Genomic DNA, 21220 nt, shown 5'->3' with positions numbered 1-21220 from the left:
ACCTCACACCGCTATAACTTTTGTCTGAGGTCTTTCTTCAAGACCTTCTATGTATAAATTTATAAGCTTTCCTGCCCTTTCAAGGGTTTTCATTAACTCCTTATCGTAGAATTGCATAGGACTATTTACATAAAAGCACACATTAACCTCTCCCCTCTCAAGCCTTACAGGAACACAAAAACGTTGATTATCCACGTCAACCACTGGCTTTTTCATAAATTCCCCCTTGGAAGGTGTTATGCTTACCATTTTCAATTCATATGTCTCTTTTAAATTTCTTAGATACTCGTAAATATCCTTGCTTTGGATAAGCTGGTCAAGAAGCAGTCCCTCTCTAAAGGCATTTTGAGAACCCTTTTCCAATCTTGCGTATTCGCTTGTTAGTTTAGAGTAGGACTTTCTTAAGTTTCTTACGTAGAGCCTCTCCTTTCTCAGAGCTTCCACAAGGTCTGGATGCAAGGATGCCATAAAAAGGGTAAGGGAGACTGGCAAAAGAACAAATCCCCAGACACCATAGTAATAAAAGCCTAAGCCTATGAAAAGCCAAAGGAAAAGCATACCTCTAAAGACGTTTCTGCTAGTGTAGAGAGCTATTGGTGCGGTAAGGGCGAGTATTGCTTCTTTATGATCAGAGAGAAGTGTAAGCAAAGGTAGAAAAACAAGGTCTCCATAGCTTTTAAATAGCTTTAGCTTGCCTGGATAGAGAAACATATGTATACCAAGAGATAAGTAGACACCAGCAGGTATAATTATGATAGCTTGCTCCCACGGAGACTTATCAATAGATAGCCCAAGAAAGAAGGCAAAAAGCAAAACCCTAAAAGCAAGGAATATAAGACCAATATCTCTAAGCACGAGAATATTTTACTCCACCTGTATCCTTTTCACCTTTTCCTTTTTCTCCCTTCCTTCCACTCTGCTTTCAAGCCTCTGCACTTCGTAGTCTACTATGGTCTTGATTATCTTCCAAAAGGAAAGCTCCATAGTGTAAAGGTTTTTCATAACTTCTCTTCTAACCTCCTTGGGAGGAAGTAAAACCTCAAAGAGCTTGAACATGTCCTTTCTGAGTTCTTCCACTTGCTCCTCAAGGCTCTCTTCTTTTAGCTCTTCCCTCTCTGCCATAATGTGTAAATATAGCTACTTTTTTAGAAGTTGCAAGAACTCCTTGACAGCCCTTTCTATACCCCATAGAAGTGCGTTGGAGATTATAGAATGACCTACGTTTAACTCTTCCACCACACCTCTCAAAGACTCCACAAGAAGAGAGGTGTTCTTGTATGTAAGCCCATGCCCTGCGTAAACTCTTAAGCCCAGAGACCTTGCCTTTAGACTGGATTCTTTTAGTCTTTGTATCTCCTTCTTTGCTTCCTCAATTTTGTGTGAGTTGAAAAGGTTTGCATACCTCCCCGTGTGAAGTTCCACAGCGTCAGCCCCCACTTCCTTACTTGCGTATACCTGTGATTCCTCAGGCTCTATAAAAAGGGAAACCTCTATTCCAGCTTCCTTGAAGTCTTTTATATATTCCCTTAGATGGTCCTTCATGGCAACTACGTTTAGCCCGCCTTCTGTGGTTATTTCCTCTCTTCTTTCTGGTACAAGGGTTATCCTGTTGGGCTTAACCCTTAGGGCTATAGCCTTCATATCATCCGTTGCTGCCATTTCAAGGTTCACTGGCACATGCACCGCCTTTTTTATAAGCTCCAAGTCTTCCTCTTGTATATGCCTTCTGTCCTCTCTTAAGTGAAGGGTAATCTGGTGTGCTCCCGCTTGCTGGGCAATCAAGGCTGCAAAAAGTGGACTTGGCTCAAAGGTTTTCCTTGCCTGCCTAAGGGTTGCCACATGGTCTATGTTTACACCGAGCTTCATCATATATCAAATATAACCTCCGCTATCCAGAGGTCCCCTTGCTTTTCTACCTTAAGGTCATGGTAAGTAGCCGCTTTTATTACCAGCTTTGGCTCGTTTTTCTGTGGGTCAAACCTATCTCCAATGAGTTTTAACCTTGCATAATCTTCCCTGACCTCCAATGGTTCACATTTTGAAGCTACAAACAGCTCCGCTTCATGCAGGACAATTGATTCATTTATTAGGTCTGCAAGCAAGAAGGGGAGCTCTGAATTTACCTCTATGACCTTTTCTTCTGTTGGTGGTATGGATTCTATAGGCGTTATTTCGTTAAAGGTTGCCAGTATGCTTTTGCATAGAAGCTCCTCAAGGCTTTTAGCACATACTCTTATGCCCGCATCCGCAGTTATACGGTCTATGGTCTCATAAAAGCTCATAGCCCCAAAACATCAAACATGGAATACCAACCAGGCTTTTTGCCCTTTATCCATCTCGCCGCCTCTATTGCACCCTTGGCGAATATATCCCTTGAGCTTGCCCTGTGGGTAAGTTCAAGCCTTTCTCCAAAACCAAAAAAGTAGACGGTATGCTCACCCACCACATCTCCACCCCTAAGGGACATAACCCCCACCTCTTCTAACTCTCTTGGTGCAATTCCGTCCCTGCAGTGGACTTTCTTTTGTAGGTTCATAGTCCTTAGGAGTATCTCCTCAAGTTTTAGCGCGGTTCCGCTTGGTGCATCCTTTTTGTATCTGTGATGAATTTCAAGCACCTCCGCATCAAAGCCTCTGCCCTTTAGGACACTGCTCGCTATTTCCACAAGCCTAAAGAGCAGGTTCACACCCAAACTCATATTAGGTGAGACAAGTATGGGAGCTTGCTCTGAGTAGGATTTTAGCTCCTCAAGCTCATGCTCCTTAAAGCCAGTAGTTCCAATTACCATACCCTTTCCTGCAAGGGCAGAAAGTTTTCCATGAGAAATCGCTGCAGTGGTGTTGCCTGAAAATTCTATAACTACATCACAAAGACCGAGCACATCTTCAAGCCTTGGAGTGAGAGGAAGACCTTTTAGCTCTTCTATACCAGAGGCTTCACCAAGGTCATGAGACCTTATACAGTCTGGATGTTCCACTCCTGCAACTACTTGAAAGTCGGAATACTCAAGGGAGAGCCTTAGGATGCTTTTACCCATTCTACCAAGAGCACCGCAGACTACCGCCTTTGTCATTCCTCCTCCTCTTCTCCAAAAATCATATCCTCAAGCTCTTCCACTGCCTCTTCCGCTTGGTCTGGTGGCACCACTGAAGGATAAAGAGCTACTTGAATGCCTTCGGTGAAGAGAAACCTACTTATTATCTCCTGGAGCTTCTCCAGCTCTTCTGGGCTGAGGTCTCCCCTTATGCTCTCTTCTATAGGCTTGTTGGTGAAGAAGAAACCCACGAGGCTGAAAGGCACTGCGTAAAGTTGTTCTTCCATGACACTCTCCTTTTTAGTTTTGAAAAATTATAATATGAATATGGACTACAAGCCTCAGGAAATAGAAGCCAAGTGGCAAAGAGTTTGGGAAGAGGAAGGTATTTTCAAAGCAAGGGAAGAGGGCAAAAAACTCTATGTGCTTGAGATGTTTCCATACCCTTCTGGCAGGATACATATGGGACATGTGAGGAACTACACTATAGGAGATGCCATAGCAAGGTTTATGAGGTTTAAAGGCTACTCGGTGCTTCATCCTATGGGATGGGATGCCTTTGGATTGCCTGCGGAGAACGCTGCCATAAAGCATGGAGTCCACCCTGCCAACTGGACCTACGAAAACATAGCCTATATGAAAAGGCAGTTAAAGAGCCTTGGCTTTTCCTACGATTGGGATAGGGAGATAACCACCTGCGACCCTGAGTATTATCGTTGGAATCAATGGATTTTTCTCAAGTTTTTTGAGCATGGCTTAGCCTACAGGAAGTCCGCAGAGGTAAACTGGTGTCCTAACGATGAAACGGTGCTTGCCAATGAACAGGTTATAGAGGGAAGATGCTGGAGGTGTGGCACGCCCATAGTAAGAAGGGAAGTGCCCTCCTGGTATTTGAATATAACCGCCTATGCGGAGAGGCTTTTGGAAGACCTCAAGGAGCTTGAAGGCAAGTGGCCAGAAAGGGTTATAGCACAGCAAAGAAACTGGATAGGAAGGTCAGAGGGTGCTATCCTTAAATTCTTTGTGGATGATATTCCCATAGAGGTTTTTACCACAAGACCAGACACGGTCTTTGGTGCTACCTTTGTAGTGCTTGCACCAGAGCATCCTCTTACCCTTGAATTGGCAAAGAGGGGAAACTTCTCAGAGGTCAAGAGCTTTGTGGAGCGTATGAAACAAAAATCCACAAGGGAAAGGGGAATAGAGGAAGAAAAAGAAGGTGTGTTTCTTGGAGTTTATTCGGTAAACCCTGCCACAGGGGAAAATATACCCGTCTGGACCGCCAACTATGTGCTTTATGAGTATGGCACGGGTGCCATAATGTGCGTGCCAGCCCATGACCAAAGGGACTACGAGTTTGCCATAAAGTATGGACTACCCATAAGGTATGTGGTTAAACCTTCGGAGGGAGAGCTTCCAAAGGACAGAGCCTACGAAGAGCCGGGTATTCTCATAAACTCTGGACAGTTTAATGGTATAAAGTCCACAGAAGCAAAGAAAGCCATAACCCAGTGGCTTAAGGAAAGGGGTCTTGGAGACTTTAAAATAACCTACAGACTAAGGGACTGGAACATTTCAAGACAGAGATACTGGGGCACGCCTATACCCATAGTTTACTGCGACCACTGTGGAATAGTGCCAGTCCCAGAGGACCAACTTCCCGTGCTTTTACCTCAAAGGGTGGAGATAACAGGTCATGGAAACCCTCTTGAAAAAGTTCCAGAGTTTGTCAACACCACCTGCCCCAAGTGTGGAAGACCTGCAAAAAGAGAGACGGATACAATGGATACCTTCTTTGACTCAAGCTGGTATTTCTTGCGCTTTTGCGACCCCAAAAACTCAGAAAAGCCCTTCTCTCCAGAAAGGGTGGAGTTCTGGATGCCCGTAGACCTATACATAGGCGGTATAGAGCATGCGGTCTTGCACCTTCTTTATGCAAGGTTTTTCCAAAAGTTCCTTTATGACCTTGGATTGGTAAAGGACAAAGAGCCCTTCCTTAGGCTTATTACTCAAGGTATGGTGCTAAAAAGGTGGGTAAGCGTAGAGAGGTATTTGGAGTATTTGGAAGAAAAGTATGGAGTGAAAAGCCTTTTGGAAGAGGACGTGGAAAAGCTAAAAGAGTTAATGGAAAGGGATATGGGTTCAAAGAGCTAACCTCAAAGATATAGCTTTGCCCCTTCGCCCCCTTTCAAAGAACCCACTAATAGCACAAGGGAAGAGCCAACAGCTAAGAGCTGAAAGCTCCAAAAGCTAAGCAGTTTAAGGTAGGCAAGGGGTGAACCAAGAAAAAGCAAAAGCAGACTTGTAAGATTATCTAAAAAGGAAAAGAGAAACAGAAAAAGACCTATCCAAAGGGCTGTTTTTCTCTTTACTCCTACAAAAGACAAAAGATGAGCCAAGGCAAGAGAATAAACCGCCATGGCTATAAGATGGGGATAAAAAACTTTGAAAACGCCATTAAAACTCTTAGCCCTAATGAAGAGGTCTGGATTGCCAAGAAAGTAGTCTCTTATGCCCTCAACCCCAAAGCCCATTTTAGCATGAAAGTTCAAAAAATTAGAAAAGAGAAAAAAAAGAGAAAAAAAAGCAAAGGCAAGGCTTATAAGCTTTAGAGTGTCTGTTTTCGGCGAGTTTTGTTTATCTCTTAGGATGTGGAAGGTGGTCAAAAACCATGTAATTAAAAAATTAAGCTGGTAAGCCAAGAAGGAAAGGAGCTTTAACATAACCGTCTTGGTGCCAAGCAGAAGTATAAGGAAGTCAGAAAGCAAAAACAAAAGGGCAAAGAAACTTGTGGAAGTTATAAACATTAACTTGACTTTCTTGGATAAGGCTGTTATATTTAGCAAAGAAAAAAGGGTTATCAAAAGCATTCCATGGATAAAAACTCCCACATGAAAGTCCTCCGAGACCTGTGCTATGGAGACCCTTTCGGGAAATTCTGGGTCCATAAAGAAATATCTCACAAGACTCTCTTGAGAAAAGCCATACTTGGAATAGAAATGAACCCAAGAGGCAAGCCAGAAAAGCAAGGCAAAAACCAAGAAAAAGAGCACTGCGTAGTATAGGGGTGTGTTTTTCTTTATGTTGGCAGATATGAAAAACCTCATCTTGCACTTCCAAAAAGTATCTGCCACATGGCAAGCACCTTACGGGCATTGTCAGTTATAGCTCTTGCTGTCAAAGTAGAACCTGTTATATTGGGAATATCTCTCCTAAGTCTTATGGGGTCTTTGCCTAGCTGTTTGCCTGCAAAGAGCCTAAGCCATTGGTCTTCTGGCATATACTCAAGAGGCTCATAAAAGGCAAGCACCTCTACCACGTCAAGCCTTCCGTCTGGGGTAATTGTATATAGGACTACCTCTGGATGCGTCCTAACTCTGTGTATGTCCGCATAGCCATAGGCTACTATTTGTCCACCTTTTCTGACTATATACCATGAGGCGAGCCTTGATTCTAACCTGACGCCAGATATCCTTTGAACCTCTTCCACCTGCTCTCTTGTGAGGGTAATATTCCTAACCTCTATTTGAGAGCCGGGATAAATCTGAGAAAGGGCTTGCTCTGGTCTTTTGAACTCTTTTGCTTGCAAGGAGTCAGTGGATAAGAGAGTGTAAACAATAAGAAATAAAAGGGTCAACAGAGCCATTCTGACCTCCTAAACTTTTAATTCTATTCCAGAAATCATAACTTGAAAGACCTCACTTTTACACTAAAAGCCCCTCCCGAGGGGGAGGGCACAACATGAGGAAGAGCCATCAGAACATGAAACCAAGCGTGAGCCTGTATTCGTTCTCATCCTTTCTTGGCTTGCTGTAGTCCAACTTCGCATAGTCCGCTTTTATGGCTACGAGAGGGTGGGGCTTATAGGAAATACCGACGTTATAAACCCTTAGCTTATGTCCGTTAGGCTTTAGATAGCCAGAGGGCACTTTTTTGTGTGTATCAAAGTCCTCGTATATCCCAAAGACATAAAGCTCCTGGTTTTCTGGTCCAAAGAGCCTAAAGAGGTCATAAGCCACCTGCACATAAAAGCCTTGCTGTTCCCTTGGCATTATTTTATCTCTGTTATCACCAGTGCTTGGGTTCTGGATATCGTTTCCAAAAAGGTCTCTGGACATCTTTAAAGCATCATTGATTTTCACCAATGCTCCTACAAACCTCACGTCCCATCCCGCATACTGCCACCACAGGTGAGGAGAAAGCATGGTAACTGAGCCCACCTTTGAACCTCTTCTGAGACCAAGCTGAGAATCTGAATCACCCTTAGACTGCACATCTGCGTAGACAAAAGAACCTCCAATTTTCACGTTAAGAGGCAGGTCTATATCCACTCTTCCTGTGTAACCAAGCCTGTCTGCCACAGCCCTTGCACCCCTTTGTCTGACAGTTTTTAAAGGCTCAAGTGCATTGTAGCCTCCACCACCTTTCAGCATAAGTCCGTTTATCAGATAAAACCTGTAGTCTACAGGACCCACCGTTCCATACACTCCAAGACCCATCTCTTCCCATGTGGACAGCATTATCCTACGCTCAAAGAAGGGTCTTTCCGCAGAGGGAAAGGTAGGAGGCTCGTGGATTTCGTTTACTATACCCACGGGCATAAGCAGTAGACCACCCCTTACTCCAAACTCGGGTCTAAACTGGTAGTCAAGATAGGCAAGCTCCGCCTTGAAGTATCCTCCCTCCGTTCCATGGTCTTTAGAGGTAGAGGCATGCTCCAACTCAAGCTCCGAGTTAAACTTTAGCTTTTCATCAAAGGCGTAGCCAAGGTATAGGATTATCCTCTGCATATTGGCTATATTTTTTGCACGACCTCTTGCATCCACATCGTTGCGTCTAAATACGAGCTCACCATAACCACCTATGGACACACCCCTTGGGTTAAAGTGCACCTTTGAGGCTGCGGGACCAAGTCCAGAATAGGACTTAATCTCAAGTTGTGGCATGGCAATGTCAAGCCTGAGCTGTCTTATCTCTTCCTTGAGGGCTTCTGTTTCCTTCCTTGTTTCTTCTGCCTTCTTTTGCTCCTCTTTTAGCTTTTGAACCTCCTGCTGGAGCATCCTTATCTGCTCCTCAAGCTGACGAACCCTATCCTCTGGCGTTTGGGCAAAAACTGCAGTGGAAAAGAGTGCGGTGGCTAAAAGCACCTTCTTCATGCCAAACCTCCTTACACTAAAATTGAGATTTTGTAGCAATAAAGTATAAATAAATTGAAATCCGCTGTCAATATGATTTTTCTCATGCGTAGCTTCTCCTCCTTAGACCCTCCACCAAGCCGAGCATATAAAGGGCTAAGATAAAAGCCAAAAAGATGCTATAGGATTTGGCTTCGTGAGAATTTTCCATAGGCTCTGCCTGTTGACTTACCTTCTGTAGGACAGAGCCTTTAAGTAGCTCAGAGACGCCTGCAGGTTGTGGTGTATCTGTGCCTTCCCTTATCCTTCCTTGGTTTGGAGAGTAGCCAGAAAGACCTATGCCTTGAGAAAGCCTTTCCTGTATCTGTTTCATGGCGGAGAAGTTTTGCATGAGCCATCTCTTTGTGCCAAGGTTGTATCTGTCTTCAAGGTATACCTCTTTAAACTCCTGCCAGATGTAGTCCTTTACCACCTGAGGTGCTACCACTTGCCAGCCGTAGAGGTTGTTTAGAGTGTTTAGCAGTTCGTTTACCCCCGAATAGCCCTCCTGCATCAAAGCTTTTACATACTGCGGGTTTGTATACCTTGCTCTTACCTCCTGTATGAGAAATTCTTCTGCGGTTTGGACTTTTGCATTACTTCTGAGGTTTGCAATAAGAACCTCTGGCTTTTGACCGCTTATGGTCTCTACTGCAAGGGCAAGCCCGCCTAAGTATTGAAAGGGGTCGTCGGTGGTAAGCATGCCATATAGGTTGGAGCTTCTTGACAAAATTACCGCCTTTGTGCCTTTTAGGTTCTCTTCAAAGAGACCCTCTACCTTTTCTGAATATAGGTTTGTGTCGTAGGCATAGCCCATGCGATGCAGAAAGAGGTCAGAGAGGGTCTTCTTGTTTCTTGTTTGAAAAACCGCTTCATCAAGACCACTACCATAGGCACCGCTCTCGTTGGAAAAGCTCCTCACGGTAGCAAGCACAAAAGCCTTGTCTTGGTCAAAGCCCCTTCTTAAGAGCATTTCCTTTAGCCTTTGAGTGTTCTCCCTTACGAAGTTCTCCTCCTCTTCAAGCCCTGCCACAAGTCTAACCGCTTGGTTTATGAGGTTCATAAGGTTAGGAAAGTGGTCCCTATAAAGACCTGTCGCAGACACCACCACATCTATGCGCGGTCTCTTTAGCTCCTCTTTTGGTATAACCTCAAGACCTACCACCCTCCCTCCTTCATCCCACTTTGGCTTTACACCAAGCAGGTGCAATATCTGGGCTTCTACCACGCCAAAGTGCCTCATGGTCTCCGTAGACCAGAGGGTAAAGGCTACCTTTTGAGGGTAGGCTTTGTGTTTTTGGTAGTATTGCCTTAGCCACTCTTGGTTGACCTGCACCGCAGTCTTCCAAGCCTGAGGAGTGGGAACACGAGAGGGGTCAAAACTGTAGAGGTTTCTGCCAGTAGGCAGTGCGTCGGGGTTTTTAATAGGGTCTCCGCCATAGGAAGTGGGTATATACTTGCCCTCAAGGGCTGAGAAAAAGGCTTTTGTCTCTGTGCTGGCATCAAACCTCGTGTATAGCTCCTGCACCTTACCGCACTCCTCTTGAGCTGGCTTTTCTATACATTCAAGGAGCTTCCTGTAGGCTTGGGAGGTCTTTATGGCTTCAATGGGTCTTGCGAGAAACTCTTTGTAGTCTTCCTCTTCATATTTTCTTACCCAATCCTCTCCCAGCATCTGCAGTAAGGTTAGGGCTATAAGCTCCTTGTCCTTTGTTCTTCCAAAGGTATGAAGCCCCAGTGGGATGTTTTGACTTGCCAGTTCATGCAGGTAGTTGTGCAGTCTTTCTGAAAAGTCTTCAAAGTTTCTCAAGATTTCCCTTTGGCTTTTGTATCCCATATCCTGAGCTATGCGAGCCTTTATGGCTCTTTGGGCTATGTCCCTGCGTAGTGTTTCCTTCAGTCTTCCCTCTGCTTGAGATTCCTTATGAAGAAGTTGGTGAAGCTCTTCAAGCTCCCCGTATGTGCCAGAGGGTGCAAAGGCAGGAGTTTGGTGAGATATGATAAGGGCTCTGCCTCTTCTTCTGGCGTTTACAGCCTCTCCCACGTTGTCCACAATGTAGGGATATATAACAGGTCTACCGCCGAGGGTTAGGTATGGATAGTCCCAAAGGTCAAGACCCCTCTCCTTGCCCGGAGTCCACTCTTGAGTGCCATGAGTTCCAAAATGCACTATGGCATGGAAATGTTTCTGCAGAAAAAGATAAAAGGCAAGGTAATAGTGAGAGGGTGGGACTTTTGTGCTGTGGTAAAGCTCCCTGTTTTTTAGATAGTCCACTCCCCTGGGTGCAAGGGGCAAAAAGGCAAAATTCCCTGTCCTGTAGATGGGTATTGGAAAGCAAGAACCTTTAAGATAGGGGTCCTTCTGAGGCTTTCCCCAATAAAGCTCTATTTCCTCTCTTATCCTTTGAGGTAGGCTCTCATACCAGCTAAGATAGTCCTCTAAGGGTAAGCACTCCAAAAATTGCCTGTTTACAGCTTTGCGGTAATAAAAACCTATAAGGTGGGTGAGTTTTGACTCTATTTGTCTCTCTGAAAGCTCCTCCACCTTGTATCCGCGTGCCTTTGCCTCTTTTAGTAATAGCTCAAAACTTCTAATCACATTTAGGTTTGAAGCTAATATGTTCCTATCCCCAGGTGGGTAGTTATAATAGACAAGAGCGATACTCTTTTGAGAGTTTTCAAGGTCTTGTAGCTCTCTCCAGCCTATAGCCCTTTCCACAAGGTTTTCCAGCATACGCTCTATTGGTCTTTTTATGTGGTGGTCGTAGCCTACTACGGTAGGGTCAATGGCACCCACATACTCTGGCAGGGCAAAGTAAAAGGGTATAAGGGCTATGGGTATGCCTTCCTTTGAGTTTTCCCAATCCTCCAGCTTACCCCTGTAGGTAAGACCCAAAAGCACAGGAACACCAAGCTCTTCAAAGGCTTTTCTCTCGTCATCGGGAGCAAAATACATAAGCCTGAGGTTTATAAGCACAGAGGGTATGGGCTTGCCTTCTGAGGTAAGAAGATGCAAATGCCTTCTAAGACCCTCCCTTTCTGGGTAGTAAAAGCCAAAGGCACTTATACCCCTTTTCTCCGCAGAGAGAATAAGCTGGTCTACTATCTCCGTGTTTTCTGCGGTAAGGTCTGACCTGTGAAAAAGCACAAGCAAAGGCTTTTGCACCTCTGTAGGAATCCTGTCCATTACACCCCTCTTTGGATGATAAAAGCCCACCATAGGTAGCTCCCTTGGTGGCTCTGCAGGAAGCCCAAGCAGTATTCTTATCATGTTTCTGAAGTTTTCCCTACCTCCAGAGTGGTAGTAGGGGTAGAGCTTGTCAAGTAGCTCCTTGTCTTGTCCCGAAGGTGGCTGACTAAGGAGGATATACCTTTTGTCCCTAAGGTTTTCTTCCAAAAAACTTCTTATCTCCTCCGGCGGAGCGTCTATTATGTATAAGTCCGCAGGTGGAGGGATAAAGGACCTGTAGTTTTGAGAGGTAAGGTAAAAGCCCTCCGCAGGAAGCCCTTCCTCCTTGGCACTTTGGAGCAAAAGCTGGAGCTTCTTTGGAGGGTTTGGAAAACTCATTACAAAAACCACTCTTTGAGCAAAGGCAAAGCTAAGGAGAAAAAGCAAAGCAACAACAAACCTCATCCTTACTCCTCCGGCACGTATATGAGAGTTCCATCCTCTAAGCGGTAGGTTATGCCCACCTTTACTCCCTTCCCCTCACCTACGCTTTGAGTCTTTACGTATCTTTCAAGTTTTTCTCCCTTCTTTATGAGGATTTCCATGTTTTCCTTGTCAGGGTTTTTAACAAGCACATAGTCCTCCTTGGTGAAAGGGTTAAAGGGGCTGTTTACCAAGACCAAAAGCAGGGCTATAACCACCGCCAAAAAGGCGTCAATCATGTTTACCACCGACAGCATGGGGTCTGTCTCTTCCTCTAACCTCTCTAACTCTTGACGCACAAGCTCTTTATAGTTCATGACGAAACCTCCACGTGGGCTTATAATTAGTCATATGAGGGAAATACTTAAAAAACTTGACCTTCAGCTTATAGCTCAGGAAGAGGGCGGTTGGCTTGTGCTTAGTCCAGACTTTCCTGAACTCATTACAGAGATAGACGAGCTTGAAGAGCTTCCAGAGGTGCTGGAAGACAGCCTTAGGGCGGTTTTGGAACTTTATATGGAGCTTGAAAAACCTCTTCCAGAAAAGTTTGGAGATTACCTTAATGGTGCGGAGGAAAATTATATAGCCCCCTTCAAACCTTAAAGGATGAAAAACCTCACATATAGAGAATTGACATATATACTTAGGAAGCTTGGGTGCTATGAACTGGAAAGAAAAGGTGGAGGTTCGCATAGGAAATGGTATAATCCAAACACAGGAAGGTCTACAATTATACCAGATTGGAGTAAGAGACCTCTTAAAAAAGGAACAGTTAACGCTATAATAAAACAACTTCTCATTGATAAAGACCAATTCCTCAGCCTTCTTGAGGACTGACATCCTTCTCCTCCAACTTCTTAATGTCCTCCAAGAGCCACCTTCTTCGCACCGTGGAGGTGTAGTAGCTAATGCTTGCAGATATTAGGGAGAGGCTCACTGCACCAAAGGCAAAGGAGAGCTTTCTGCCAAGTTCTTGGGTATTCCCCTCCGCAAGGGCAAGCAGGGCAGGTCCCAAGGGTATAAGAGTTCCCACAAGTCCCAAGAGGGGTGCAACCCTTGAGACAAGCCTTGGTATTTCCAAGGATTTTAGTGCCTTCATGTATAGGTCCCCTGGTTTTAGTGGGGGAGGGTGGTTTTTGCCCAAAGCCCTCTTTATGGCTCTTGCGGTAAAAAAGCCAAGGTCAAAGAGAGAATAGACAAACATAAGCACAATAAGTGCGTAAACAGGATACTGAAAGACCATAACAATCTGGTAGAAAACCTTCTCCATTAGCTACCCTCCTTTAGAGTGAACTGAACGGGAAGAGAAAGGTTTACCCTTCTTTCCGCAAAGGGAAAGTCCCTATGAGCTTTTTGAACCGCCCTTATTACCGCGTCGTCAAGCACCCTGTAGCCTGAGCTCTCCTTTATAGAAAGACCACACAAGGACCTTCCCTCAAGACAGATAAGAACCACCACCCTCCCCTCCCATCCCCTCATCCTTGCAAGGGTAGGATACTCAAGGTGGCTCCTAACCAAAGACCTTATACTTTCAAAGTTCTGTCTACTATAAAGGACGCTGTAGTCTTCCTCCCCCTTCCCCCCCGCCCCACCATGCCTATCTGAGGAGGTAAGCTCTCTGGGTTTTGCACCTGAAGCCTCACCCAAGGTCTTTGAGCCTTCTTTAATTGGCTGACCTGCATGCACTTCTCCTTTATCCTTTGGCTCTATGCCTTCTCCTGAGAGTGTGGGTTTTACCTCTTGGGTTTCCTCCCTTGTAGCCTCCTCCAGAACTCCCAAGGGTTGGCTTTTTGACTCTTCCCTTTCTACAGTCTTTATGGAGGTATGGGTTGGCAGGGTCTCTACCCTTTCCCTTGTGTTTTCTCTCATAGGACTTTGAGGTTCTACCTTATCCCTTATGCTTTGAATTGGTTTTTGTGATGTATCCTTATGGACTTCCTTCCTCACCTCTAACATAGACAGGTCAAGTTCTACCACCTTCTTCTCCACCAGCTCAAAGCGTATCATCTGGAAGGCTATAAAGCCAGCCAAGGAGTGGACTAAAAAGGACAAGGTAAAAGCCCTAAGGTCTAACTTCATGTCTTTGGACCCTCTTTTTGTCTTGTGTCTTCCCACTGGTAGAGGAGGTCTCTTGCCCTTCTAAGGAGGTAGTTATAGGCTATGCCTGCAGGTATGGCGACCAAAAGACCCATGGCGGTAGCCTTCAAGGCAAGTGCAAGCCCTACCATTATCCTTAGAGTATCCCCTATACCCTCCCTTCCCATGACCTGAAAGGTGTGCATTATGCCTATAACCGTGCCTAAAAGCCCCACATAGGGTGCGTTAGAAGCAACAGAAGCTATTATGTATAGCCCCTTGGTGAGCTCCCTCTCCAGCCCAGCCCTTGTGGAAAAGGAGGATATATCCACCCTTCTGTAAAAGAAGAGCCTCTCAAAGAAGACATAGCCCGCAACAAGGCTCATACCCAGCATAATGCCCATAAACACATATTCAACCCACATTAGAAAGTGCCTCTTACGCCTGCGTAGTAGAAGCTACCAAGCAAGCCAATGTCATAGTCCTTTTTGTTGTTTAGGTTATCCACACCACCAAAGAGCTCAAGCCCTCTGAAGACCCTTTGGTTTACAGCCAAGCCGAGGAGCGTAAAGTCCTTCTTTTGAGGTCTGTTGTTTATAAGGTAAAGCACGTCAGAAGAGTGCTGGACTGTAAGGCTTATCTTTGTGTTCTCAAGAGGCTTAAGTGCCAACTCACCCACCGCCCTGTGTCTGGGTCTTTGTAAAAGCCTTTGGTCTTGGCTCTCGTCCTTTGCCTCAAGGTAAGTGTAGGAAGTCCTAAGACGAAGCCAGTTTAAAGGTTCATAAAAGCCAGAAAGTTCAAAACCAGTAAACTTAGCCTTTCCAATATTCCTGTATGTTGCTGCAAAAAAGCCTGGTGGTAGAGGAAAGTCCAAAATAGGACACAAAGCTGGTGCGGTTCCTCTTATGTTGTCGCATACTGTCTGGACTTCTATGAGGTCCTTTGCCTTCATGTAGAAGTAGTTAGCCCTTATGCCGCCCCTATGAGTAAAGTCCTTTTCTATGCCAAGGTCTATACCTTGAGTTTTCTCGCTTTTGAGGTCTGGGTTACCCACCACATAGTAGTTGGACATCTGAAAGAAGATGTATCTGTCTCTAAGAGGTGGGTTTCTAAAGCCCTGAGAGTAGTTTGCCTTTAACCTTAGGTCTGGCAGAAGGCTATAGGTAAGTCCCACCCTCGGGCTTAAGTTATCATCCCCATCCTTACTGCCATCGTATCTTATGCCAGCGGTTAGAAAGAGTTTATCGCTTACAAACCACTCATCCTGCAGGTATAGGGCATAAAAGTCGTCATCCACCTTGTATTTTCTTTTTGGTCCCTCAAGGGCTCCCCTGTCTACGAGCCCCTTGTCTTTGCCTCTACCTATCCTTGTGCTCTCCAATCCCTCCCTTCTAAACTCACCACCAAAGGTAAGCCTATGGCTTTCAAAAAGGTCAAAGGAGAGATTGCCCTCCAAAACCCAAAGGTAAAACTTTTGGTCATCAGACCTCAAAAGCCTGTTGGTGCTTACCTCACGCTGTCTGAAGTCCGCCTCTAAGTTGGAAAGATAAGCCCTTACAAATCCTCTCCATGTTCCCCTGTCAAGGTTTAGAGAGAGGGATGCATTAAGCCTGTGGTTTTCGTTTTTACCTGTTGCAGTGGTTCTCTGAGGCGGTCTTGTTCCTGGCACAAAGGTGGAAATCCTTGACTCTGATTCGTGTTTTTGTTTTTCAAGGTCAAGCCTTAGCTTGCTCTTTGAGGACTCATCCAAGTAGTAGAAAAGACTCACTCCAAAGTCTGCAACTTGGTTTTTAGGTTCAAGGCTTGTTCTGGTGGGAGGAAAGAGAAAGCTCCTCTCTGTAGAAGACCGCAGATAAGCACCCACGCTAAAGTTTCCAACACGACCACTAAAGGCACTAAGAGATAGGTCAAAGGCTTCTGGTTTATTGGAAGAGGTATACTTGCCATACTTGAGGCTGTAGCTAAGCTCTGGCTTTAGAGGTTCTTTTAGGATTATGTTTACCACACCACCCAAGGCGTCCGAGCCGTATAGCACGCTGGCAGGACCTTTCAATATCTCCACCCTCTCCACCCTATCAAGCCCTATCCTAAAAGGTTCAAAGTCCCTATCCGTTTCAGAAGCCAACCTCCTGCCATCCACAAGCACCAAGACCTTGTCCGCATCAAAGCCTCTTATGCTAAAAAAGCTCCTTCCCCTCGACCTAAGCAAGTAAACACTGCTATCAAAAAGTAAAAGGTCTGAGAGTTTTTGACTCTTTCCCAAGTCCTTTAGGTCCCTGTCCCTTATCACATTCACCGGTGGTGGTGCCAGCTTTTGCTCCAGCTCCTGTCTTGTGGCGGATATTACCACATCTTCAAGTGTCTCTTGGGCAAGGGCTGTGGAGCTAAAAACCGCAAGCAAGAAAAGCTTTTTTCTCATTTTATACCTCCATCCTATAAAAAGGGGGAGGCAAGGCAGGCAAGCCTCCCATGAGCAAGAACCTGCAAGTCACTGGTAAACCTCAATCTGTCCAGGTTTTCTGAGCATTTTGTTAACCTCGTCGTAGTGCTCAAGCTCCTCTTTGAGCTTTTCTCTTACCCATTCTTCAAGCCTTGGGTCCTTGTCCTTTACAAGCTCAAGCAGTGCCCTATACTCCTCAAAGGCTTTGAGTTCATGCTCCAAAGACTCCTTTAGTATTTCCTCAATCTCGTGCCTGTAGGTCTCAAGTAGAGGACCAATACCCAAAGATGGATGTCCGCCAAGGTAGGTAATGAGCTCTCCTGCCTCTCTGGCGTGCTGAAGCGAGTCTTCTGCCTGTTTTTCAAGCCACTTGACGATGGGTATACGGTTCACCCCATATACCATAAGTGCATAGTGAGTGTATCTCACCACGCCCGCCAGCTCCAGCTCAAGTATACGGTTGAGTTTCTGGATGACTGCAGTCTTGTCCATGTCTATACCTCCTAAAGTATGGTTGACACCACATAAAGCACAAAAAGCAGGTCAAAAGCCAAAAGCCAAAAGGCTTTGCCCCATTCCATGGCTCACCTCCTCTTACACATCGTAGCACAAAAATTAAAATTAAATATCAATGCTACTCTCCTCATTTTTTACCAGCCTCTTTATCTCCCTCTCCAGACTGCACACACCATGAGAGTGGCAAAAGATACACCTATCCTTGGCGTAGTCTTTGGCAAGTCTCACCATGTTGTGCCCCACAAGACTGGTAAAGACTATCACCCAGTCCGCACATGCCAATGCGTTGTCAATGTTCTGCTGTGTTTCTTGGTTGATAAACTTGATGTTTACTCCATACCTCTTGGAAAGCTCTTTAACCCTTGCCCTCATCCTGTCGTGTCCTCCAAGAACCAACAACCGCATAGCACACCTCCTATATTGAAATCTGATATCAATTTTATAGAACCCTCCTCTCAAAAGTCAAGATGACGAAAATCATCTATAATACTCCCTATGAAAGAACCAAAAACTCCCTATCTTGCAGTGGATGGTATACTAAGGCTCTGGGAAGGTGAAAGATTTAAAGGCATAGTGCTTATAGAAAGGTTATACGCTCCAGAGGGTTTAGCCCTGCCCGGAGGCTTTGTGGAGGTGGGAGAAACTGTAGAATCCGCAGTATTGAGAGAAATAAAGGAAGAAACGGGTCTTGATGCAAGGATAAACAGGCTTTTTGGAGTCTATTCTGACCCAAAGAGGGACCCAAGGTTTCATGTGGTTTCTGTGGTCTTTGTGTGCGATGCGGAGGGTGAACCAAAGGCTGGAGACGATGCAAAAAGGGTAAGGGTTTACAAACTTGAAGACCTGCCTCTTGACCTTTTGGTCTTTGACCATAAAAGCATACTTTTAGACTACATGAAAAAATGTTAAAATTTTCTTAACACTCGCCATTGGAGGAGCTAAATGACCAAGGAGTTTGAGATAGGTATAAACTTGCTTAAAAGGTTTCAAGGGGAATTGGAAGAGCTTGCTCAGGCTCAGGACAAGCTAACTGCCAGAAGGATAGTTAACAGCATAATTCACCCTATCACCGCATCCGCATACCAGATAAGGGTCGGTGAGGGTCCATACAGGGAAGAACTCCTTGAAAACCTACTAAAACTGGTAAAAGAGATGAGAGAGTTGTCAGATATGAACGGTATTAGGGGAACCATTAAGAAACTCCTTGAGCTTCTTAAGGAGGTGGAAGAAGCCTCCACGCAGAAGAAAGAAGGCTAAGAATGGATGGTATAACCGTAAGAAGCCTTTTTAAGAAAAAGCGGGAGGGCAAGAAGATAGTTATGGTGTCTACCTATGACTATATCTCCGCAAAACTCTGCGAACAGGTAGGTATAGACTGTATACTCGTGGGAGACTCTCTTGGAATGGTCTTTCAGGGGCAGGATACTACCTTGCCTGTTAGCCTTGAAGAGATGATATACCATGCAAAGGCGGTCAGAAGGGGTGCAAAAAACACCTTTGTTATCGTGGATATGCCCTTTATGAGCTATCAGGTAAGCATTGAGGAAGCCATAAGAAACTGTGGAAGGGTTATAAAGGAAACGGGAGCAAACGCAGTAAAGATAGAGGGTGGTGAAGAGGTGGCGGAGTTAGTATACAGGCTTGTAAACATCGGCATACCCGTGGTAGGACATATTGGTTTTACACCTCAAAGCGTGCATGCACTGGGTGGATATAGGGTAGTGGGAAGGGCAGTGGAAGAGGCGGAACGTGTCAAAAGTGATTTTAAAGCACTGGAAGAAGCGGGAGCTTTTATGGTGGTGCTTGAGAGCATACCGAAGGGACTTACAAAAGAGCTTACAGAAGGGTCAAGAGCCATAACCATAGGCATAGGTGCAGGACCTTACTGCGATGGTCAGGTTTTGGTATTTCATGACCTTGTGGGTCTTGTGGAGGATATAAAGCCAAGGTTTGTAAAAAGATACCTTGAAGGAGCGGAGCTTTTTAGGAATGCCCTAAATAGGTTTAAAAGCGAGGTAGAATCAGGACTTTTCCCATCAGAGGAGGAGAGTTATGGATGAGGCAAAGATTCTTGAGCTTCTTGTAAAGTTAGGATACGTAAGCAGGGATAAGGCGGTGGAGGCACAAGCTAAGAAGGAGAAGGAGGAGGATATAATAAGCACGCTTCTAAGACTCGGCTTTATTGATGATGTTCGCCTAATAGATTTCTATCAGAAATATATGCCACAGAGGTTGTGGAGAGGTAGCATTGAAAATATAGACCTTCCCGAAGGATTAAAAGAAAAACTTCCAGAGAGCCTGCTGAGAAAACATGCCATAGCACCCGTCAAGTATGAGAATGGGAAACTCTATGTCTTGACCATAAACCCTTTTAATCAAACCGCCATAAACGAGCTAAGGTTTAGGACAAAGATAAACACCATAATACCCTTTGTTTCCACGAAAAAGTCTATAGAAGACCTGCTTAACAAGCTGTATCCTGCGGTAGACAGAATTGTGGAGAGCTTTGAAATGGGTGATGAGGTAGAAATAGAAGCAGAGGGGATGGAACTATCCCCCGAGATGCTGATGGCGGAAGCAGGAGAGGGACCTATCGTTAGATTGGCGAACTTCCTTATAGCGGAGGCGGTAAACCTTGGAGCTTCGGACATGCATATAGAGCCTCAGGAGAAAAAGCTCTTGGTAAGATACAGGGTGGACGGTGTTTTGAGAATATACCATGAGTTTCCTGTAAGGATAAAGGACTCTTTGGTAGCAAGGTTCAAGATTATGGCAAACCTTGATATAGCAGAAAAGAGAAGACCTCAGGATGGAAGGATAAGAACAAGGTTCAAAGGTAAGAAGATAGACCTTAGGGTTTCTACCGTGCCCGCCGTCTATGGAGAGAAGGTTGTTATGAGAATTCAGGAGGCGGAGAAGTATTTAAGTGTGAAACTTGACGACCTTGGCTTTGAAGCCGATGACCTTGAGAAATTCAGAAAAGCCATATGGACCCCTTGGGGTATGATACTGGTTACTGGACCCACAGGTTCTGGTAAGACCACTACCCTATATGCAGCCCTAATGGAACGCAATACTCCTGATGTAAACATAATGACCGCAGAAGACCCAGTTGAGGTAGCCATTCCTGGACTAAATCAAGTGCAAGTCAACGAGAGAATAGGACTTACTTTTGCAAGTGTTTTGAGAGCCTTTCTAAGACAAGACCCAGACATCATACTCATAGGTGAGATAAGAGATACAGAAACTGCGGAGATAGGCATAAAGGCAGCGCTTACAGGACACTTGGTCTTTTCCACTTTGCACACCAACGACGCACCTTCTTCCATAACAAGGCTTGTAGATATGGGTATAGAGCCTTTCTTGGTAGGTTCTTCTGTAATACTCATCGTAGCCCAGAGGCTCGTGAGAAAGCTCTGCACCAAGTGTAAAATGCCGGACGATACACCTAAAGAAGCACTCTACAGGCTCGGTGTCCTAAAATCGCCTGATGAGGACATAGTTATCTATAAGGCAAATCCTAAGGGTTGTGAATACTGCAATGGCTCTGGTTACAAGGGCAGAACCGCTGTGCATGAGATACTGGAAGTGGACGAAGAACTAAGAAAGCTCATCGTAAAGGGGGCCACCGCAGAAGACATAAGAGACCTTGCCAGAAAAAAGGGTATGAGAACCCTATACGAAGCTGGCATACTAAAGGTAAGAAAGGGTATAACTTCCCTTGCTGAGGTGGAAAGGGTGCTTGCAAAATAGACCAAGGGTCTTATAATAAAAAACTCCATGGAGACAAAAGCCATTAAACACGACAGGGAGCTGGACATAAGAGGTGATATATGCCCCTTTACCTTTGTAAAGAGCAAGCTGGCTCTGGAGCAGATGGAAGTGGGTCAAGTGCTAAGGGTCATAGTGGACTACAAGCCTTCTGCAGAGAGCGTTCCAAAAAGCATGAAAGAAGAAGGTCAGGAAGTGCTTGGTGTTAATCAGATTTCAGAAAATAGCTGGGAGATACTAATAAGAAAGGTAAGATGAAGTTTCTTATCATAGTAACCAGCAACCCCTTTGCTAAGGACTACAGCACCATATTAAACCTCACAAGGGAACTCATAAAAAAGGGAGAAGTCACCATATTTTTCTCAGGAAACGGTGCCTACTACACCATAAGACCAGAAACAAGGGAGCTAAAGGAAATGGGAGTTAGACTTCTATATTGTGCCCACTCCGCCCACCAACGGGGTATAGAAAAGCCTCTTGACTTTTTTGAAAGCAGTTCCACCTACAACCTCTCAAGGCTTATAGGAGAATACGATAAGGTGTTAAACTTTAACTAA

At 45.0% G+C, this 21220-nt stretch carries 26 protein-coding genes; 9 read left to right on the top strand and 17 right to left on the bottom strand.

What is annotated here, in order from left to right; all coding sequences use genetic code 11:
• Positions 1-3 precede the first annotated feature (3 nt).
• From IAE16_RS05935 to IAE16_RS05910, 6 genes are read right to left on the bottom strand one after another with little or no spacing between them, the layout of a single operon-like run.
• Entirely contained in the window at positions 4-855 is an 852-nt protein-coding gene (locus IAE16_RS05935; RefSeq protein ID WP_323699842.1) for a hypothetical protein, read from the bottom strand.
• Positions 856-864: 9 nt separating this feature from the next.
• Positions 865-1122 carry a hypothetical protein gene (locus IAE16_RS05930; RefSeq protein WP_323699841.1) on the bottom strand — a complete coding sequence of 86 codons (258 nt, stop codon included), beginning with the start codon at positions 1120-1122 and terminating at the stop codon, positions 865-867.
• A gap of 15 nt (positions 1123-1137) precedes the next feature.
• Complete coding sequence (gene pdxJ, locus IAE16_RS05925) at positions 1138-1866, bottom strand: pyridoxine 5'-phosphate synthase (protein WP_323701637.1); 729 nt, start codon at positions 1864-1866, stop codon at positions 1138-1140.
• Positions 1866-2282, bottom strand: coding sequence for an archease (locus tag IAE16_RS05920; RefSeq protein ID WP_323699840.1), 417 nt, complete (start codon positions 2280-2282; stop codon positions 1866-1868). The genes pdxJ and IAE16_RS05920 overlap by 1 nt, the downstream gene beginning before the upstream one ends.
• Positions 2279-3073, bottom strand: a complete 795-nt coding sequence (gene dapB, locus IAE16_RS05915; protein ID WP_323699839.1) for a 4-hydroxy-tetrahydrodipicolinate reductase — start codon at positions 3071-3073, stop codon at positions 2279-2281. Before dapB ends, IAE16_RS05920 begins: the two co-directional genes overlap by 4 nt.
• The gene (locus IAE16_RS05910; RefSeq protein WP_323699838.1) at positions 3070-3321 is read right to left on the bottom strand and encodes a hypothetical protein; all 252 of its coding nucleotides are present in this window, start codon (positions 3319-3321) and stop codon (positions 3070-3072) included. The genes dapB and IAE16_RS05910 overlap by 4 nt, the downstream gene beginning before the upstream one ends.
• Before the next feature lie 40 nt (positions 3322-3361).
• Between IAE16_RS05910 and leuS the strand changes: the two genes are divergently transcribed.
• Positions 3362-5188, top strand: a complete 1827-nt coding sequence (leuS, locus tag IAE16_RS05905) for a leucine--tRNA ligase (protein ID WP_323701636.1) — start codon at positions 3362-3364, stop codon at positions 5186-5188.
• Between the two features lie 2 nt (positions 5189-5190).
• On the opposite strand, the gene IAE16_RS05900 is transcribed toward leuS, so the two are convergent.
• The 5 genes from IAE16_RS05900 to IAE16_RS05880 all read right to left on the bottom strand — a co-directional run bounded on the left by IAE16_RS05900 (position 5191) and on the right by IAE16_RS05880 (position 12177).
• Complete coding sequence (locus tag IAE16_RS05900; protein ID WP_323699837.1) at positions 5191-6141, bottom strand: Aq_1264-related membrane protein; 951 nt, start codon at positions 6139-6141, stop codon at positions 5191-5193.
• Positions 6138-6680 (bottom strand): FMN-binding protein, encoded by a 543-nt coding sequence (locus tag IAE16_RS05895; RefSeq protein WP_323699835.1) that lies wholly within the window; start codon positions 6678-6680, stop codon positions 6138-6140. The genes IAE16_RS05900 and IAE16_RS05895 overlap by 4 nt, the downstream gene beginning before the upstream one ends.
• Before the next feature lie 109 nt (positions 6681-6789).
• A complete protein-coding gene (locus IAE16_RS05890; protein WP_323699834.1) occupies positions 6790-8190 on the bottom strand; it encodes a DUF3373 domain-containing protein in 1401 nt (466 codons plus the stop codon).
• Between the two features lie 82 nt (positions 8191-8272).
• On the bottom strand, positions 8273-11842 hold the full coding sequence (locus IAE16_RS05885; protein WP_323699832.1) for a cobaltochelatase subunit CobN: 3570 nt from the start codon (positions 11840-11842) through the stop codon (positions 8273-8275).
• Positions 11843-11844: 2 nt separating this feature from the next.
• The gene (locus IAE16_RS05880) at positions 11845-12177 is read right to left on the bottom strand and encodes a DUF2149 domain-containing protein (RefSeq protein ID WP_323699830.1); all 333 of its coding nucleotides are present in this window, start codon (positions 12175-12177) and stop codon (positions 11845-11847) included.
• Between the two features lie 34 nt (positions 12178-12211).
• Here IAE16_RS05880 and IAE16_RS05875 point away from each other — a divergent pair, with 34 nt between their 5' ends.
• Together IAE16_RS05875 and IAE16_RS09735 are read left to right on the top strand one after the other, a co-directional pair.
• Positions 12212-12463, top strand: coding sequence for a hypothetical protein (locus IAE16_RS05875; protein ID WP_323699828.1), 252 nt, complete (start codon positions 12212-12214; stop codon positions 12461-12463).
• A gap of 3 nt (positions 12464-12466) precedes the next feature.
• Complete coding sequence (locus tag IAE16_RS09735) at positions 12467-12697, top strand: type II toxin-antitoxin system HicA family toxin (protein ID WP_345785529.1); 231 nt, start codon at positions 12467-12469, stop codon at positions 12695-12697.
• Here IAE16_RS09735 and IAE16_RS05865 read toward each other — a convergent pair.
• The 6 genes from IAE16_RS05865 to IAE16_RS05840 form a co-directional block, all read right to left on the bottom strand.
• Complete coding sequence (locus IAE16_RS05865; protein WP_323699824.1) at positions 12678-13130, bottom strand: MotA/TolQ/ExbB proton channel family protein; 453 nt, start codon at positions 13128-13130, stop codon at positions 12678-12680. The two genes, IAE16_RS09735 and IAE16_RS05865, sit on opposite strands and share 20 nt — an antisense overlap.
• Positions 13130-13939, bottom strand: a complete 810-nt coding sequence (locus IAE16_RS05860) for an energy transducer TonB (RefSeq protein WP_323699822.1) — start codon at positions 13937-13939, stop codon at positions 13130-13132. Before IAE16_RS05860 ends, IAE16_RS05865 begins: the two co-directional genes overlap by 1 nt.
• Positions 13936-14361 carry a MotA/TolQ/ExbB proton channel family protein gene (locus IAE16_RS05855; RefSeq protein WP_323699820.1) on the bottom strand — a complete coding sequence of 142 codons (426 nt, stop codon included), beginning with the start codon at positions 14359-14361 and terminating at the stop codon, positions 13936-13938. Before IAE16_RS05855 ends, IAE16_RS05860 begins: the two co-directional genes overlap by 4 nt.
• Positions 14361-16355 (bottom strand): TonB-dependent receptor plug domain-containing protein, encoded by a 1995-nt coding sequence (locus tag IAE16_RS05850; RefSeq protein WP_323699818.1) that lies wholly within the window; start codon positions 16353-16355, stop codon positions 14361-14363. Before IAE16_RS05850 ends, IAE16_RS05855 begins: the two co-directional genes overlap by 1 nt.
• 69 nt (positions 16356-16424) lie before the next feature.
• Entirely contained in the window at positions 16425-16868 is a 444-nt protein-coding gene (locus IAE16_RS05845) for a ferritin-like domain-containing protein (RefSeq protein ID WP_323699817.1), read from the bottom strand.
• A 129-nt stretch (positions 16869-16997) separates the two neighbouring features.
• On the bottom strand, positions 16998-17297 hold the full coding sequence (locus IAE16_RS05840) for a DUF2325 domain-containing protein (RefSeq protein ID WP_323699816.1): 300 nt from the start codon (positions 17295-17297) through the stop codon (positions 16998-17000).
• 90 nt (positions 17298-17387) lie between these two features.
• Here IAE16_RS05840 and IAE16_RS05835 point away from each other — a divergent pair, with 90 nt between their 5' ends.
• Genes IAE16_RS05835 through IAE16_RS05810 form a run of 6 tightly spaced genes read left to right on the top strand, consistent with a single transcriptional unit; the run spans position 17388 to position 21220 of the window.
• Positions 17388-17801, top strand: a complete 414-nt coding sequence (locus IAE16_RS05835) for an NUDIX domain-containing protein (RefSeq protein ID WP_323699815.1) — start codon at positions 17388-17390, stop codon at positions 17799-17801.
• A gap of 33 nt (positions 17802-17834) precedes the next feature.
• Positions 17835-18149 (top strand): hypothetical protein, encoded by a 315-nt coding sequence (locus IAE16_RS05830; RefSeq protein ID WP_323699813.1) that lies wholly within the window; start codon positions 17835-17837, stop codon positions 18147-18149.
• Positions 18150-18151: 2 nt separating this feature from the next.
• A complete protein-coding gene (panB, locus tag IAE16_RS05825; protein ID WP_323699811.1) occupies positions 18152-18952 on the top strand; it encodes a 3-methyl-2-oxobutanoate hydroxymethyltransferase in 801 nt (266 codons plus the stop codon).
• Positions 18945-20645, top strand: a complete 1701-nt coding sequence (locus IAE16_RS05820) for a GspE/PulE family protein (protein WP_323699810.1) — start codon at positions 18945-18947, stop codon at positions 20643-20645. The genes panB and IAE16_RS05820 overlap by 8 nt, the downstream gene beginning before the upstream one ends.
• Positions 20646-20672: 27 nt before the next feature.
• A complete protein-coding gene (locus IAE16_RS05815; RefSeq protein ID WP_323699809.1) occupies positions 20673-20921 on the top strand; it encodes a sulfurtransferase TusA family protein in 249 nt (82 codons plus the stop codon).
• Positions 20918-21220 carry a DsrE family protein gene (locus IAE16_RS05810; protein ID WP_323699808.1) on the top strand — a complete coding sequence of 101 codons (303 nt, stop codon included), beginning with the start codon at positions 20918-20920 and terminating at the stop codon, positions 21218-21220. The genes IAE16_RS05815 and IAE16_RS05810 overlap by 4 nt, the downstream gene beginning before the upstream one ends.

Source organism: Hydrogenobacter sp. T-2, from assembly GCF_033971325.1.
In the GTDB taxonomy this organism is placed as follows: Bacteria; Aquificota; Aquificia; order Aquificales; family Aquificaceae; genus Pampinifervens; species Pampinifervens diazotrophicum.
This window is presented reverse-complemented; position numbering and strand designations above follow the sequence as displayed.

Bases quoted from the DNA above. Each gene is read 5' to 3' on its own strand.
- IAE16_RS05930 (WP_323699841.1), bottom strand. From the start codon at position 1,122: ATGGCAGAGAGGGAAGAGCTAAAAGAAGAGAGCCTTGAGGAGCAAGTG.
- pdxJ (WP_323701637.1), bottom strand. From the start codon at position 1,866: ATGAAGCTCGGTGTAAACATAGACCATGTGGCAACCCTTAGGCAGGCA.
- IAE16_RS05920 (WP_323699840.1), bottom strand. From the start codon at position 2,282: ATGAGCTTTTATGAGACCATAGACCGTATAACTGCGGATGCGGGCATA.
- dapB (WP_323699839.1), bottom strand. From the start codon at position 3,073: ATGACAAAGGCGGTAGTCTGCGGTGCTCTTGGTAGAATGGGTAAAAGC.
- IAE16_RS05910 (WP_323699838.1), bottom strand. From the start codon at position 3,321: ATGGAAGAACAACTTTACGCAGTGCCTTTCAGCCTCGTGGGTTTCTTC.
- leuS (WP_323701636.1), top strand. From the start codon at position 3,362: ATGGACTACAAGCCTCAGGAAATAGAAGCCAAGTGGCAAAGAGTTTGG.
- IAE16_RS05900 (WP_323699837.1), bottom strand. From the start codon at position 6,141: ATGAGGTTTTTCATATCTGCCAACATAAAGAAAAACACACCCCTATAC.
- IAE16_RS05895 (WP_323699835.1), bottom strand. From the start codon at position 6,680: ATGGCTCTGTTGACCCTTTTATTTCTTATTGTTTACACTCTCTTATCC.
- IAE16_RS05890 (WP_323699834.1), bottom strand. From the start codon at position 8,190: ATGAAGAAGGTGCTTTTAGCCACCGCACTCTTTTCCACTGCAGTTTTT.
- IAE16_RS05885 (WP_323699832.1), bottom strand. From the start codon at position 11,842: ATGAGGTTTGTTGTTGCTTTGCTTTTTCTCCTTAGCTTTGCCTTTGCT.
- IAE16_RS05880 (WP_323699830.1), bottom strand. From the start codon at position 12,177: ATGAACTATAAAGAGCTTGTGCGTCAAGAGTTAGAGAGGTTAGAGGAA.
- IAE16_RS05875 (WP_323699828.1), top strand. From the start codon at position 12,212: ATGAGGGAAATACTTAAAAAACTTGACCTTCAGCTTATAGCTCAGGAA.
- IAE16_RS09735 (WP_345785529.1), top strand. From the start codon at position 12,467: ATGAAAAACCTCACATATAGAGAATTGACATATATACTTAGGAAGCTT.
- IAE16_RS05865 (WP_323699824.1), bottom strand. From the start codon at position 13,130: ATGGAGAAGGTTTTCTACCAGATTGTTATGGTCTTTCAGTATCCTGTT.
- IAE16_RS05860 (WP_323699822.1), bottom strand. From the start codon at position 13,939: ATGAAGTTAGACCTTAGGGCTTTTACCTTGTCCTTTTTAGTCCACTCC.
- IAE16_RS05855 (WP_323699820.1), bottom strand. From the start codon at position 14,361: ATGTGGGTTGAATATGTGTTTATGGGCATTATGCTGGGTATGAGCCTT.
- IAE16_RS05850 (WP_323699818.1), bottom strand. From the start codon at position 16,355: ATGAGAAAAAAGCTTTTCTTGCTTGCGGTTTTTAGCTCCACAGCCCTT.
- IAE16_RS05845 (WP_323699817.1), bottom strand. From the start codon at position 16,868: ATGGACAAGACTGCAGTCATCCAGAAACTCAACCGTATACTTGAGCTG.
- IAE16_RS05840 (WP_323699816.1), bottom strand. From the start codon at position 17,297: ATGCGGTTGTTGGTTCTTGGAGGACACGACAGGATGAGGGCAAGGGTT.
- IAE16_RS05835 (WP_323699815.1), top strand. From the start codon at position 17,388: ATGAAAGAACCAAAAACTCCCTATCTTGCAGTGGATGGTATACTAAGG.
- IAE16_RS05830 (WP_323699813.1), top strand. From the start codon at position 17,835: ATGACCAAGGAGTTTGAGATAGGTATAAACTTGCTTAAAAGGTTTCAA.
- panB (WP_323699811.1), top strand. From the start codon at position 18,152: ATGGATGGTATAACCGTAAGAAGCCTTTTTAAGAAAAAGCGGGAGGGC.
- IAE16_RS05820 (WP_323699810.1), top strand. From the start codon at position 18,945: ATGGATGAGGCAAAGATTCTTGAGCTTCTTGTAAAGTTAGGATACGTA.
- IAE16_RS05815 (WP_323699809.1), top strand. From the start codon at position 20,673: ATGGAGACAAAAGCCATTAAACACGACAGGGAGCTGGACATAAGAGGT.
- IAE16_RS05810 (WP_323699808.1), top strand. From the start codon at position 20,918: ATGAAGTTTCTTATCATAGTAACCAGCAACCCCTTTGCTAAGGACTAC.